The sequence below is a fragment of the Pseudomonas sp. H1_D04 genome (assembly GCF_054683855.1).
The window spans coordinates 3,849,477-3,862,788 of sequence record NZ_CP162826.1; the positions used below are offsets into that span (position 1 = coordinate 3,849,477).

The 13,312-nt window shown below is 58.6% G+C and carries 15 protein-coding genes; 5 read left to right on the forward strand and 10 right to left on the reverse strand.

Annotated features, from left to right (window positions below):
• Positions 1–36 precede the first annotated feature (36 nt).
• Genes AB4N82_RS17835 through AB4N82_RS17845 form a run of 3 tightly spaced genes read right to left on the reverse strand, consistent with a single transcriptional unit; the run spans position 37 to position 2,345 of the window.
• Positions 37–600 (reverse strand): peptidylprolyl isomerase, encoded by a 564-nt coding sequence (locus AB4N82_RS17835; protein ID WP_032887711.1) that lies wholly within the window; start codon positions 598–600, stop codon positions 37–39.
• A gap of 3 nt (positions 601–603) precedes the next feature.
• The gene (locus AB4N82_RS17840) at positions 604–1,407 is read right to left on the reverse strand and encodes an alpha/beta fold hydrolase (protein WP_095185394.1); all 804 of its coding nucleotides are present in this window, start codon (positions 1,405–1,407) and stop codon (positions 604–606) included.
• A gap of 14 nt (positions 1,408–1,421) precedes the next feature.
• Positions 1,422–2,345 carry a LysR family transcriptional regulator gene (locus tag AB4N82_RS17845; protein WP_032887714.1) on the reverse strand — a complete coding sequence of 308 codons (924 nt, stop codon included), beginning with the start codon at positions 2,343–2,345 and terminating at the stop codon, positions 1,422–1,424.
• Between the two features lie 49 nt (positions 2,346–2,394).
• On the opposite strand from AB4N82_RS17845, the gene AB4N82_RS17850 reads away from it, so the two are divergent.
• From AB4N82_RS17850 to AB4N82_RS17865, 4 genes are all read left to right on the forward strand, one after another.
• Positions 2,395–2,709: a hypothetical protein gene (locus tag AB4N82_RS17850; RefSeq protein WP_032887716.1), complete on the forward strand. Its 315-nt coding sequence runs from the start codon at positions 2,395–2,397 to the stop codon at positions 2,707–2,709.
• A gap of 151 nt (positions 2,710–2,860) precedes the next feature.
• Positions 2,861–3,463, forward strand: coding sequence for an FMN-dependent NADH-azoreductase (locus AB4N82_RS17855; protein ID WP_032887718.1), 603 nt, complete (start codon positions 2,861–2,863; stop codon positions 3,461–3,463).
• Positions 3,464–3,673: 210 nt separating this feature from the next.
• Complete coding sequence (locus tag AB4N82_RS17860; protein ID WP_032887720.1) at positions 3,674–4,549, forward strand: carboxylate/amino acid/amine transporter; 876 nt, start codon at positions 3,674–3,676, stop codon at positions 4,547–4,549.
• 68 nt (positions 4,550–4,617) lie between these two features.
• Positions 4,618–5,034: an Lrp/AsnC family transcriptional regulator gene (locus AB4N82_RS17865; protein WP_032887722.1), complete on the forward strand. Its 417-nt coding sequence runs from the start codon at positions 4,618–4,620 to the stop codon at positions 5,032–5,034.
• A gap of 28 nt (positions 5,035–5,062) precedes the next feature.
• On the opposite strand, the gene AB4N82_RS17870 is transcribed toward AB4N82_RS17865, so the two are convergent.
• The 6 genes from AB4N82_RS17870 to AB4N82_RS17895 form a co-directional block, all read right to left on the reverse strand.
• Positions 5,063–5,740: a phenylalanine--tRNA ligase beta subunit-related protein gene (locus AB4N82_RS17870; RefSeq protein ID WP_032887724.1), complete on the reverse strand. Its 678-nt coding sequence runs from the start codon at positions 5,738–5,740 to the stop codon at positions 5,063–5,065.
• Between the two features lie 4 nt (positions 5,741–5,744).
• Positions 5,745–6,962, reverse strand: a complete 1,218-nt coding sequence (locus AB4N82_RS17875) for an ATP-grasp domain-containing protein (RefSeq protein WP_032887726.1) — start codon at positions 6,960–6,962, stop codon at positions 5,745–5,747.
• Positions 6,963–6,974: 12 nt separating this feature from the next.
• Positions 6,975–8,156, reverse strand: coding sequence for an MFS transporter (locus tag AB4N82_RS17880; protein WP_122764559.1), 1,182 nt, complete (start codon positions 8,154–8,156; stop codon positions 6,975–6,977).
• Between the two features lie 5 nt (positions 8,157–8,161).
• Positions 8,162–8,479 (reverse strand): Rieske 2Fe-2S domain-containing protein, encoded by a 318-nt coding sequence (locus tag AB4N82_RS17885; RefSeq protein WP_032887730.1) that lies wholly within the window; start codon positions 8,477–8,479, stop codon positions 8,162–8,164.
• 12 nt (positions 8,480–8,491) lie between these two features.
• A complete protein-coding gene (locus tag AB4N82_RS17890; RefSeq protein WP_241089592.1) occupies positions 8,492–9,715 on the reverse strand; it encodes an iron-containing redox enzyme family protein in 1,224 nt (407 codons plus the stop codon).
• A gap of 391 nt (positions 9,716–10,106) precedes the next feature.
• On the reverse strand, positions 10,107–11,393 hold the full coding sequence (locus AB4N82_RS17895; RefSeq protein ID WP_032887734.1) for a mechanosensitive ion channel family protein: 1,287 nt from the start codon (positions 11,391–11,393) through the stop codon (positions 10,107–10,109).
• 193 nt (positions 11,394–11,586) lie between these two features.
• Between AB4N82_RS17895 and AB4N82_RS17900 the strand changes: the two genes are divergently transcribed.
• Positions 11,587–12,933, forward strand: a complete 1,347-nt coding sequence (locus AB4N82_RS17900; RefSeq protein ID WP_017735367.1) for a DEAD/DEAH box helicase — start codon at positions 11,587–11,589, stop codon at positions 12,931–12,933.
• Between the two features lie 49 nt (positions 12,934–12,982).
• Here the strand turns inward: AB4N82_RS17900 and AB4N82_RS17905 are convergent, their stop codons facing one another.
• A complete protein-coding gene (locus AB4N82_RS17905) occupies positions 12,983–13,258 on the reverse strand; it encodes a hypothetical protein (RefSeq protein ID WP_122754460.1) in 276 nt (91 codons plus the stop codon).
• Between the last annotated feature and the right edge of the window lie 54 nt (positions 13,259–13,312).

Here is a 13,312-nt window from a genome sequence, read left to right on the forward strand (position 1 = left end):
CCGCCTTGTGGGCCGCGCGCGGAACTACCTGCTACCTCAGTCGATGCGCTTGGCCGACTTGATGTACACAGGATCGATTGGCACGTTCTGCATGCCCTGCTTGGTAGTGGTTTGCGAGTTGACGATCACATCAACCACGTCCATGCCCTTGACCACTTTGGCGAACACGGCATAACCGGCATCGCGACCCGGATCGAGGAAGGCGTTGTCAGCCACGTTGATGAAGAACTGGCTGGTCGCCGAGTTCGGGTCATTGGTGCGCGCCATGGACAAGGTGCCACGCACGTTATGCAGGCCGTTGCTGGCTTCGTTCTTGATCGGTGCTTCGGTCGGCTTTTGCGACATCGACTGGGTAAAACCGCCACCCTGGACCATGAAGCCCGGGATCACACGGTGGAAAATCGTGTTGGTGTAGAAACCCTTGTCGACATAGGCCAGGAAGTTCTTGGTACTGATCGGCGCCTTGACCGGGTCCAATTCGATTTCAATGTCGCCGTTGGTGGTGGAGATCAATACGTGTGGCGCCTTGGCGGGTTCGGCCGCCATCAGGTTGGCAGCGAACAGAACGGAACCGGCAAAGAAGGCGATTTTTTTCAGCATGGGTCAGTGATCCTGGGTAGTGGTTTCGACTGTCTCTAGAAAATCGAGCAGGGTGGTATTAAAGACTTCGGGTTGGTCCAAGGGCGTGGCGTGGCGGGAATCCTTGATCACCACCAGCCGCGCATCGGGCAGCAGTTTTACATAGTTTTCTTTCTGGGCCACGGGGGTGTAGTCGTGGTCGGCGCTGATGACCAGGGTTGGACAGGTAATCCTCGAAAGTCGTTCCTGCACGCCCCAGCCCACAATCGCATCGAAGCTGGCGAGATAAGCACGTTTGTCGTTTTTTGCCCAGCGTTCGGCCATCTTGCGGCGCAGGTCGGTCTGCGCGGGTTTGGGGAACAGCCGGTCGCCGAGGGCCTTGCCGATGGTGGCCAGGCTGAGCACGCGGGCCAGCGTCCAGCGCTTGGCCCACTGCCAATAGTCATCGGCACTGCGCACCTTGACCTCGGGTGCGCTGTTGACGATGCACAGGCTTCTGACCAACGTAGGTTCATCCACGGCTAACTGGAAAGCGATCATGCCGCCCATGGACAGGCCCACCACATGAGCGGCAGGCAGGTTCAGGTGCTCGAACAGCGCCACCACGTCATGGGTGAACCCTGGGATGCTGTAACGCTCACGCGGTTTGTCTGAGCGACCATGACCGCGTACGTCCACCACGATCACCCGGTAGTGCCTGGACAGTACCGGAATCTGCAATTCCCAATCCTGGCTGCTGGAGCCCAGGCCGTGGATCAGCACCAGCGGTGTACCGTGGCCGTATTCCTCGTAGTGCAGGCTGCATCCTTCGTGGTCGAACCAGGCCATGGATGAACTCCGTTTCAGGCTTGTTGGGGGGCGGCGAAAGGTGCGTCCAGGGGCGCCGTGTCAAACGTGCGCAGTAACTCCACGAGAATCTGCGTCGCTGGCCCCAGGGGTTTGTCCTTGTTCGAGTACAGGTAGAACGCGGGGTGACGGCTGCCGCCCTGTTCCAAGGGTAGTTGCTTGAGCACGCCCTCGGCGAGTTCGCGTTCGATCATGTGCCGCGGCAGCCAGGCGAAGCCCAGGCCGCTGCCGACAAAGGCGGCCGCGGTGGCCAGGCTGCCGACGGTCCAGCGTTGTTCGGCGCCGAGCCAGCCCACATCCCGTGGCTGCTGGCGGCCGGAGTCGCGGATCACCACTTGCATCTGGCTTTCCAAGTCCTGGAAGCTCAGCTCGCGATTCATACGGTGCAGCGGATGCTCGGGGTGGGCCACGGCGACGAATTCCACGTCGCTCATTTCCGTGCCCAGGTAACCGGGGATGCTGAAGCCGCAGATCGCCAGGTCGGCCACGCCTTCGATCAACAACTCTTCAACACCGGACAACACCTCTTCACGCAGGCGCACGCGGCAACCACGGCTTTGCGGCATAAAGGCCGTGAGAGCGCGCACCAGGCGGGCGTTGGGGTAGGCAGCGTCCACGACCAGCCGCACTTCGGCTTCCCAGCCCTGTTCCATATGGTGGGCGAGGTCTTCCAGCTGACTGGCGTTTTTCACCAGTTGCCGGGAGCGGCGCAACAGCACTTCACCGGCGTCAGTGAGCACGGCTTTGCGTCCGTCGATGCGCAGCAGCGGCACGCCAAGCTGGTCTTGCATACGGGCCACGGTGTAGCTCACCGAAGACTGCGAACGGTGCAGCGCTTCGGCCGCCTGGGCGAAGCCGCCATGGTCGACCACGGCTTGCAGCGTGCGCCATTGATCGAGGGTAACGCGGGGCGCTTTCAAGATAGGTTCCTCTTGTCCTAAGCTGGCGGTCCTTATTGGAGACTGCCGAATGAGAAAATTTTGTTATGTGCTGTTGGCCCTGCTGCCGATGAGCGCGTTTGCGTACCCCATCGACGTGACAAAAAAGATCAGTGGCGTGAGCGTGGACTACACCGCCTCAGACGTGGACGGCGACATCAGTTCGATTCAACTAAACAACTACGGCACCAACGATGCCCTGTGCTCGGTAGTCTTCACCAATGGCCCGGAGGCACCCCGCCGACGCACGGTCTCGGTGCCGGCAGGCAAAAGCACCAACACCACGGTCAAGTTCAACCGCGCCATTATCAAGATGCGGATTGCCTTGGACTGCGCGCCAAAATAAAGGGGTAGCGGAGCATGTCTACAGGAATACTCCGCATATCAACAAATTTCTAGATGGGTTATAGCAGTTTTTTGCGCTTTTTTATCGAATGAGCCATGGTTAATCTTTTCTCCATCGACTTACAGCATTTACAGATGGAGCCTACGAAGCCATGTCCAACGTTCTGATCATCGAAAGCAGCGCCCGCCAACAGGACTCGATCTCCCGTCAACTGACCCAGCAGTTCATCAGCCAATGGCAGGCCGCCCACCCGGCAGACCAGATCACCGTGCGCGACGTGGCCCTCAACCCGGTGCCGCACTTGGACGCCAACCTCCTTGGCGGCTGGATGAAACCTGCGGATCAGCGCAACGACAGCGAGCAGGTGTCCCTTAACCGCTCCAACGAATTGACCGACGAACTGCTCGCCGCCGACGTACTGGTGATGGCCGCGCCGATGTACAACTTCGCCATCCCCAGCACCCTCAAGGCCTGGCTGGATCACGTGTTACGCGCTGGTGTGACCTTCAAGTACACCCCCACCGGCCCCCAGGGTCTGTTGACCGGCAAGCGTGCCATTGTCCTTACCGCGCGCGGCGGCATCCACGCCGGCGCCAGCTCCGATCACCAGGAACCTTACCTGCGCCAGGTCATGGGGTTTATCGGGATTCATGACGTCACCTTTATTCACGCCGAAGGGGTGAACCTGAGCGGTGACTTCCAGGAAAAGGGCATCAACCACGCCAAGGCCCTGCTGGTGCAGCTCGTGGCATGAGCCGCTTGATCCTTTAATCGTCAGATAATCGCGCGGTGTTTATATCGCTCCACGCAAACCCTTCAAGTACGCGTACGAACCTCCCTTTGCACTTGTTGCTCCTAAGTGCTCCTGCCCGACTGACGCTTTAGCGAGGTCGGGTTTTTTTGCCCTGAGTTTCTTCAAACCCTGAAAACCTTTAATGTCGCGCCCATTCGAAGCGAGGCACACATGGGCTATCTACTGGTTGTCACCCTGATTCAGGCATTTTCCTTCAGTCTGATCGGCGAATACCTCGCCGGTCATGTCGACAGTTACTTCGCCGTGCTGGTACGCGTCGTGCTGGCCGGGCTGGTATTTATCCCGCTGACCCGCTGGCGCTCGGTAGAGCCGGCCTTCATGCGAGGCATGCTGGTGATCGGCGCGCTGCAGTTTGGCGTGACCTACGTGTGCCTGTACCTGAGTTTTCGCGTGCTCACGGTGCCGGAGGTGTTGCTGTTCACCATCCTCACGCCGTTGCACGTGACGCTTATCGAAGATGCACTTAACCGGCGCTTCAACCCGTGGGCCCTGGTCGCCGCCTTGGTGGCAGTGGCGGGGGCGGCGGTGATTCGTTTCGATCAGATCACGCCTCACTTCCTGATGGGCTTCCTGCTGCTGCAACTGGCCAACTTCACCTACGCTGCCGGGCAAGTGATGTACAAACACCTGGTAGCGCGTTATCCGAGTGACCTGCCGCACTACCGGCGCTTCGGTTACTTCTACCTCGGTGCGTTGCTGGTGGTGTTGCCGGCGTTCCTGCTGTTCGCCAAGGCCGACTTTCTCCCGCAAGCGCCGCTGCAATGGGGTGTGTTGGTGTTCCTCGGGCTGGTCAGCACGGCGCTGGGCATGTACTGGTGGAACAAGGGCGCGTGTTTGGTGCATGGCGGCACGCTGGCGGTGATGAACAATCTGCATGTACCAGTGGGGTTGCTGCTGAACCTGCTGATCTGGAACCAACACGAACCCCTGGGCCGCCTGGCGTTGGGTGGGTTGGTGATTCTCGGGGCGGTGTGGATCAGTCGGTTGGGCATAAAGCCTGCGCCTGGCGTAAAGTCTGCGACGTGATGGCCCCAAGGCATGCGTGAGCGGCAATGAAAGTCTGTTATAGAAAAGAACGGTGTGGGGGCGGCAGAGTGGACAAGATTGATGAACTGATCATTGCAGCCTTGAAGGACGACTCCCGGGTCAGCCTGGCGCAATTGGCGCGGCAAGTTCATAAGTCGCGAACAGCGGTGGAGTCGCGTGTCCAGAAGTTGATTGAAAAGGGCATCATCCTAGGCTTCACCATCAACGTAGCCGAGGGCGATGAGACCCTGCAAGCGGCGTTCTTGATGCTGACGCTCAATGGCAGCAACTGCCACCTGGTGTTTCCGAAGATCCAGCAGTTCAGCCAAGTGGTGCACGCCTACTCACTGTTTGGCGACGTGGACATGATGCTCGACGTTCGCTACAGGAGCTTTGAAGAACTGATGGTCTTCAAGGAAAGCCTGCTGAACATCGAGCATGTGAAGGAAGTCGTGGTCAACCCCGTGCTGAAGGCCTGGCGCTAGGCGCCGGCCGTTTCTTCAACGCGTGGCTTCAGGCGTGATCGCGAACCGTTTCAAGGAAGTGATGGCTCAGGTTCGGCATTTTCTGACGAAGCGTGTCCACCAGCTCTTCGATGACGCCCTGGTTGAATTGAAGCGACGTGTCGTCATGCCCCAGGATCACCACCAGAAGCCTTGACGAGTCCTTCGTCAGCCGGAAGTCATGGGCGTCGGCGTCAACCTTGCCGATGCTCGCCAACGGCACATCCCCGCAGGTATAGACGATATCGCCAACGGGAATGGTGATGGCCTTCTTGGCGAACAGTGGGCGTAGAACCCTCGGTTTGTCCGAGCGCATCACGTAGATGTCATCTTTCTGATGATAGGTGTGCACACCGATGCTGACCCCGTGGCGGATCGAGACGGCGTTATAGGCGTCAACGATGTTGTTGATGGGGTACACGCCCTTGGCGATGAAACGCCGCAGCAGCTTTTCGTTGGCGCTGACGGTGTTTTCGTAGCCGAGTTTTTTGAGCTGCTTGGCAAACCCTTCATACACGATGTTCGAGTCCAGCTCATTGAGGCGGGATGCGACGTGGTTCAGGTTGCTCTGCAACACCCCGACGAAGCTTTGGTCGTCTGAAACGGTGATGTCTTCGATAACCGCGGCGCACGCATTATTGATGCCCAGCTCACAGGCTGATTTTTTGATGATCAAGCGACTTTGCATAACCTTAGCCCCAGAGTAGTTTTCGAAGGTTCGCGGTACTGGTGTCCAGTTGCAGCGCCGAAGGACTCTGTAGCCAGAACAGCCCCGGACAGGTGGCGAAGTCGATTGTGACCGGCGTGGTATGACCGGGAGCGATGAAGTACCGGTGGCCGCAATAGGCCTCGTCCGCCTGGGCACTCTGGAGGGCCTGGGGAGAGGGAGGATCGAAGGTGCGTTGTGCATCGGAGCAGAAGAAACCGATCCGGCCATGGCTGATCTGGCTCGCTGCATCAGCTTGCGGGCGTGGGTGGCCGAGGTAGCTGTCGATCGACAGCGACAGCAAGTCGGGGTGATAGACCTGTTGAAACAGAAGGGGCGCGATGCCGCCGTGCAAGCGACCTCCGGCTTCAATCATCACCGGCCCGGCATCGGACCAAATGATCTCCATATGAATCGGCCCGACCCGCACGCCGAGCGCCGCGGCTGCCTGGCGGGCGTAATCGGTCAGCGGTTGCAGGTGCGCAGCCTGGGGATCAAGCGTGTCCAGGCTTTCGTAGACAAACATGCTGCCGTTCTTCTGGATCTTGGTGTACTTGCAGACACTGGCAATGATGTACGTGCCGTTGAAGGCGACCATATCCACCACGTACTCCGGCCCCGCGATAAACGACTGCACGATAAACCCCAGGTTGACCTCACCCAGGTCATTCTTCTGCTGCCAGGCCGCGTTTCTCAACGCGGTTTCTGCTTCGCCTTTGCCCTGGGCAAACACCACGCCTTCGGTGGCGGCCGAATTCAGCGGCTTGACCACATAGGTGGCCGACTCTTCCAGCTTGGCCACCACTTCGCCAATGCGGCTTGGCGAGCTCAACAGGTGCGAGTCGATGTGCGCCAACTGGTGTTTTTTCAGCGCCTGCTGCATGGAGAATTTGTTGCGCCGCAGGTCGCTGGTGATACGGCTGTTACCCGGAATGCTGAGCAACTCCGTCAGGTAGTCCGTGAGGTAGATGGCGGTTTCGCAACCGGCGATTACTGCGCTCAAAGACAACGTTTCCAGGGTGATCAGCAGGCTCTCTTCCCAGTGATACACCTCATGGAAATTCTCAGCGACCAGGTCGTTGGTGAAGTGTTCGGGCAAGGCGCGTGTGGAGATCACGGCGATGCACCGTATGCCTTGCGCGTTGAGCAGGGGCGCATAGAGCTTGCCCGTGGAGAATGGGTCAACAATCAGTACGGTTTTCACGTCGTGCAATCCTTATTCCGTGGTGGCGGCAGGCGAGGCTGCGGGGGTCAGGTTCCACGCCAGTACGGCAGTGGCCAACAGGCCGGCGGAGACGATCATCAACAGCCGTGCGCCTTCGAGTCCGAGAAAGCCCGAGGTGGTAAAGAACGTCAGGATCATCGGTGCCGAGCCACTGACCAGCAGGTAGTAGAGCGAGCTTTTCGCGGCGATGACGTCGGCTACCCGGTCGTTGGGCGCCGATTCGATCAGGGTTTTACGCAGTTGGATCCGCAGGCTGTTGATGCAAAAGCCCAGCAGGAACGCAGCGGCCATCATCACGTAGAGATTCTGGAAGTAGACGATTGCCACGTCCGCCAGAATCACCAGTGCGATGGCCCCATAGCTGTTGAGCTTGATACGCGGAAGCACGGCGGCGCTGAAGGCCCCCAGGCCGGCCAGGCCACTGGCGACGCCAAACAGGGTGGCGTTCCACTCATTGAGCTTTTGAAAAACGATAGGCACCAGGCTGTTGAACGCGCCGATATGGAAGCCGATCATGCTCAACACAATGATCAGAATGTAGAGGTTGCGCGGCAGGTCCAGCGGCGCGGCGGCGGTGGAGGCTGCGGTCTGATCGGTGCCATGTGCGCTGGGGCTGTCGGCCACCAGGTAGACGCCCGCCAGTGACACAATCGCCGCCAGGCTGATGATTTGCAGCGTCTCGTTGACCGAGAACACATCCACGATCAAACCGCCCAGGAGCGCACCGCCGAAGGCACCGATCTGGATGGAGGTTTGCATCAACCGCGCGCAGGTATCGCTGTCGGTGAGGCCTGCCAGCACCAGCTTGGTGTTTTTCGATTCCAGGGTACTGATGGTGAAATAGTCGGTGACGCCCACCACAAACGCGATCGCCAGGAAGCCGATCGGCAGCAAGGCGGCCTGGGTAAACGACAATCCCAGGACGGCGGCGAACGCAGCCAGGCGTATGTACAGCAGCCGTTTCAGGCTGAGTTCAATCGTGAAGAACTTGCCGACGTACTGTTCACATAAATAGGGCACCACGGTCGCTACACACAAGGTGGCGCCTACCAGGAATGTCGAGCCGGTGGTCTCAAGGCCAAACCAGACCATCGCGATCACAATCGCCATGTCGAGGCCGGTGAAGAGGGTCACGATTGAATAGAACGCGGTCAGTGTCGAATTAGTCTTCATGGGCTTCATCCGTCGTAACGGGAGAGTTTAAGTAGCGGCACGCACCGTTCGGTGTCGCCGACCACGGTGCTGATCTGGTTTCTGACGCGCACGGTGGGCAGCGCCTTCTTTTCCAGGTTGCAGACCTTGTAGGCGTTGTCGTGCCAGGGACAGATCACGCTTTGGCCGTCGCCCGTCACTTCGCCCATGTGCAGTGGGCCGCCACGATGGGGGCACGAGGTGGGCAGCAATTGCGTCGAATACGCGTGACGCTTCAGAAAATAGGTTCTGTCCTCCACGGCCACGTAATGGGCGTGGGTGATATTCAGGCTGATGGCTTTCATTGGGTGGCCCATTCAGATGGCGGTGACGGTGTACGTGCAGGACGGACTGACGATGCGCGTGCCATGGAGCATTCCCTTGGGAATCACGACGCCTTCGCCGGCGATGAGGCGCACAGTCAATTCGGGGCTGGCGACAAACTCCAGCTCGCCGGATTCGACCCAGAACAGTTCGTCATTGGGGTGGGTGTGCAGCACCGAGAGCTCGTGTTCAGCCTCGGTGATTCGCAGGTCCACCGGCTTTTGGCCCTGAAGCTGCGAAGCCTTGGCGCGATGTTCATCCAGCTCGTCGTGCCATTTGATATGGGCATACAGTTCTTCGTCGGCGATGTCCTGAAGGAGCTTGAACTCTTCAAAGCCGCGGATAAGGTCGGGGATGATCTTGGTGCCGAACTGCTTGATCATGGGAATGATCAGGCGCTGAAGTGCCATTCTGCCGTGGTGCACATCGATATGAGCATGCTCATCGAAGTAGGCAGTGGAGACCTGGCCATCGAAGATGGTCTTGATCGCACGGGACTGGTGCTTGGTCGTCAGCGCCAGCGTGGCTTCGGTGTAGTACATGGCGCCGATGTAGCGGAACAGTTCGCCGTGGTTGGCCGACACATAGTGGAAATAGTTGGTCAGCGACAGCGACGCCGGCGTGTAGAACTGCCAGTAATGGTGCACGTGGTGTGACATGTCCATGTCCTGGAGCATGTCTTCAAAGATGGTGCTGTGCTTCTTTTTGTCGACGCCGTAGCCATACTCGTCGATCAGGATCTTGAATAACTCGCTGGTGTACACACCGCAGTTACCCAGAACATTGCGCGCCATGGCCGAGGCTTCACTGAGGAAATCCCCTGCGCATTGGGTCATGAAAAAACGCGCGGCACGCTGGGGGTTGCGGCTGGTGGTCAGCACCTCATGCAGTTTGGAGTCGGCTTGGGCTACATCATCCAAGACTTTATCGGTGTGGGCGACAAAAGAGTCCAGGCACCAAGGACCATTGATGTGCACTTCTTCCTTAAGCCAGTTGTATAAGTAGTGTTCCAGTAACGGGCGGATCTTTTTGCCACTGGCGGCATGTTGGGGGTCATAGAACTGTTTGAACGCCTTTAAGTCGAGTTCTAATGGCGGCTTGGGCAGGAAGACTAAGTCTTGCTCGTAGATATTCAATAACAAGCGTTGTGCCAACAAATGCTGACTGTCTGAAAGTTGGTCGCTGGTCAGGCTGGTGGTGATGATCGAGTCGGTCACGTCCTGCGGCCTGGAAGGTCGCTGATAGGGACTAGTGGTATAAAAATCGCGAGGTTGAGCAAAGGCACTAGCACCACAATAGTGGGTCAACGCTTCGGCATTCGAAGTTAATACAAAGTCTGCCGCATTATCAGAAAGCTGAGTTGTCCATAACATGAGGGATGGCCTTTATCTGGCGTTGTTTGATGGCCAAATGCTAAGGCGTTGGTTTTTTTAAAAACAGATTAGAAATAGTGCGCACAAGTAGTGAAAATCACTAAAGGCGTAGGAGAAATTTTCTTTATTGTTTGCGTCAGTTGATTATTCGGTCGCAGCGGCTACACATAGTTGCCGGCGCTTAGGGGGATATTGCGCCGGCGAGGCGCGTATTTTCACCTCGCCGGCTTCGGGCTCACTGCAGGGCTGGCGTGCTCTGGGGGCTGGGTGTCAGCGCCAGAATTCCTGCCCGTAGATCGGTGCCACTCGGTTGCTGGTACAGACTCAGTCCAAACTCCGGCAACACCGCCAGCAGGTAATCGAAGATGTCCCCCTGGATGCGCTCGTAATCGGCCCACGCCGTGGTGCGGGTGAAGCAGTAGATCTCCAGTGGCACGCCCTGAGCCGTGGTTTGCATCTGGCGCACCATGCAGGTCATGTTCGGCTGGATGTCCGGATGGCTTTTCAGGTAGGCCAGGGCATAGGCGCGGAAGGTGCCGAGGTTGGTCATTCGGCGACGGTTGGCCAGCAGTTGTGCGCTGTGTCCTTGGGCTTCATTCCAGGCCTTGAGCTCTGCCTGCTTGCGCCCGATGTAGTCGGTGAGCAGGTGCACCTGGGTCATGCGCACCTCTTCGTCATCGCGCAGGAAACGCACGCCGCTGGCGTCGATGAACAGGCTGCGCTTGATCCGACGCCCGCCGGAGGCTTGCATGCCGCGCCAGTTCTTGAACGACTCGGACATCAGGCGCCAGGTAGGAATGGAGACGATGGTCTTGTCGAAGTTCTGCACCTTGACCGTGTGCAGAGTGATGTCCACCACGTCGCCGTCGGCGCCGACCTGGGGCATTTCGATCCAGTCACCGACCCGCAGCATGTCGTTGCTGGTGAGCTGCACGCTGGCGACGAACGACAGTAGCGTGTCCTTGTACACCAACAGAATCACCGCCGACATCGCACCCAAACCCGACAGCAGCAACAGCGGCGAGCGGTCAATCAGGGTGGCGACGATGATGATCGCGCCGAACACGAACAGCACCATCTTCGCCAACTGCACGTAACCCTTGATTGAGCGGGTGCGTGCGTGTTCGGTGCGGGCATAGATGTCCAGCAGGGCATTGAGCAGGGCGCTCATGGCCAGGACCAGGAACAGGATGGAGATGGCCAGTGCCACGTTGCCGATGAACAGAATTGCGGTTTTGCTCAAGTCCGGCACCAGGTACAGGCCGAACTGGATCACCAGGGACGGCGTCATTTGCGCCAGGCGGTGGAAGACTTTGTTGTGCCGCAGATCATTGAGCCAGTGCAGCGACGGTTGGCGGCCGAGCAATTTGACGGCGTGCAGGGTGAGGTATCGCGCTACCCGTCCGAGCAGCAGGGCCACCACCAGCAACACCATAAAACCAAGGCTGGCATGCAGCACCGGGTGTTGGTCGAGGGCGCCCCATAGGTCTTGGACGTTGAGCCAAAGCTGTTTGATATCCATGGGTGAAACCGATTCCTCTGTAAGACAAGACGGCGCGATTAGAGCATCTAAGTGCGACAAAGTTGACGTTGTAGACAAATGCCCTGACAAAAAAGCACCTGATTCGCACCGTTCGCGTAAAGAAACTCGGTTTGGGCGCCCGAAACCGTTACCCTATGCAGCTGATATTTTGTATTTCTTCGAGGTAGCACCCGTGTTTTCCCAATTCGCCCTGCACGAACGCCTGCTCAAAGCCGTGGCCGAGCTAAAATTTGTCGAGCCTACGCCTGTGCAAGCAGCGGCCATCCCGCTCGCGCTCGAAGGGCGTGACCTGCGGGTGACGGCTCAAACTGGCAGCGGCAAAACCGCCGCTTTCGTCTTGCCGGTTCTGAATCGTCTGATCGGCCCGGCCAAAGTCCGCGTGAGCATCAAGACCCTGATCCTGCTGCCGACCCGTGAGCTCGCCCAGCAGACTTTGAAGGAAGTGGAGCGCTTCTCGCAGTTCACCTTCATCAAGTCCGGCATTATTACTGGCGGCGAAGACTTCAAGGTCCAGGCCGCCATGCTGCGCAAGGTGCCGGACATCTTGATCGGCACCCCAGGCCGTATGATCGAGCAACTCAACGCCGGCAACCTCGACCTCAAGGAAGTCGAAGTGCTGGTGCTCGACGAAGCCGACCGCATGCTCGACATGGGCTTTGCCGACGACGTTCAGCGTCTGGTTGCCGAATGTGTCAATCGCCAGCAGACCATGCTGTTCTCCGCCACTACCGGTGGCTCGACCTTGCGCGAAATGGTCGCCAAGGTGCTGAACAACCCTGAGCACTTGCAGGTCAACAATGTCAGCGACCTGAATGCCACCACGCGCCAGCAGATCGTCACCGCTGACCACAATGTGCACAAAGAACAGATCCTCAACTGGCTGTTGGCCAACGAGACCTACCAGAAGGCCATCGTGTTCACCAACACCCGCGCTGCCGCCGACCGCATCTACGGTCGCTTGGTTGCCCAGGAATACAAGGCTTTCGTGCTGCACGGCGAGAAAGACCAGAAGGACCGCAAGCTGGCCATCGATCGCCTCAAGGCGGGCGGCGTGAAGATCCTGGTGGCTACCGACGTGGCTGCCCGTGGCCTGGACGTTGATGGCCTGGACCTGGTGATCAACTTCGACATGCCACGAAGCGGCGACGAGTACGTGCACCGTATCGGACGTACCGGGCGTGCCGGCAACGATGGCCTGGCCATCTCGCTGATCTGCCATGGCGACTGGAACCTGATGTCGAGCATCGAGCGCTACCTCAAGCAGTCGTTCGAACGCCGCACCATCAAGGAAGTCAAAGGCACCTACACCGGGCCGAAGAAGGTCAAGGCGTCGGGCAAGGCTGTTGGCGTGAAGAAGAAAAAGACTGACGCCAAGGGCGACAAGAAGAAGACAGGCGCCAAGTCGCCGACCAAGCGCAAGATCGCCAACCGTCCGAAGACCGATAACCTGTCGTTGGTCAGCAAAGACGGCATGGCCCCGCTCAAACGCCGCAAGCCCGAAGCACCTGCTGCTGAATAAGCCAGCGCTGATGTGAAAAAACCGGACATCGTCCGGTTTTTTTATGCCTTCAGTTTTTGGCTTTTGCCGCAGCTTCTTTCAATTCTTTAAGGCGGGCGTCGATCAGCTGGCACTTGTCAGGGAATTCCGCGCTTTCAGTGTCCAGGTCCATCTTCTGCAACTCGTCGTTCATCTCTTTGGCTTTGGTGGGGTTCTGCTCGGTGAGCTTGGTCACTTCCGTCGCCAACTGCTCTCGTTTCGCCGTGGCCTCTTCGGGCGTGCAGGCCCAGGCGGGCAGGGCCGTGAGCAGGGCGGCGGCGACGGCCAGGTTTCTCAAGGTGTTCATGGTACGTACCTCCTTGGTGATGATGTGCGGTTGAGGGGGTGAACGTCTGGAAAG

What these genes read in the sequence shown, in the direction of transcription:
- AB4N82_RS17840 (WP_095185394.1), bottom strand. Translation starts at nt 1,407, where the DNA reads ATGGCCTGGTTCGACCACGAAGGATGCAGCCTGCACTACGAGGAATAC.
- AB4N82_RS17850 (WP_032887716.1), top strand. Translation starts at nt 2,395, where the DNA reads ATGAGAAAATTTTGTTATGTGCTGTTGGCCCTGCTGCCGATGAGCGCG.
- AB4N82_RS17835 (WP_032887711.1), bottom strand. Translation starts at nt 600, where the DNA reads ATGCTGAAAAAAATCGCCTTCTTTGCCGGTTCCGTTCTGTTCGCTGCC.
- AB4N82_RS17870 (WP_032887724.1), bottom strand. Translation starts at nt 5,740, where the DNA reads ATGCAAAGTCGCTTGATCATCAAAAAATCAGCCTGTGAGCTGGGCATC.
- AB4N82_RS17860 (WP_032887720.1), top strand. Translation starts at nt 3,674, where the DNA reads ATGGGCTATCTACTGGTTGTCACCCTGATTCAGGCATTTTCCTTCAGT.
- AB4N82_RS17880 (WP_122764559.1), bottom strand. Translation starts at nt 8,156, where the DNA reads ATGAAGACTAATTCGACACTGACCGCGTTCTATTCAATCGTGACCCTC.
- AB4N82_RS17895 (WP_032887734.1), bottom strand. Translation starts at nt 11,393, where the DNA reads ATGGATATCAAACAGCTTTGGCTCAACGTCCAAGACCTATGGGGCGCC.
- AB4N82_RS17905 (WP_122754460.1), bottom strand. Translation starts at nt 13,258, where the DNA reads ATGAACACCTTGAGAAACCTGGCCGTCGCCGCCGCCCTGCTCACGGCC.
- AB4N82_RS17855 (WP_032887718.1), top strand. Translation starts at nt 2,861, where the DNA reads ATGTCCAACGTTCTGATCATCGAAAGCAGCGCCCGCCAACAGGACTCG.
- AB4N82_RS17885 (WP_032887730.1), bottom strand. Translation starts at nt 8,479, where the DNA reads ATGAAAGCCATCAGCCTGAATATCACCCACGCCCATTACGTGGCCGTG.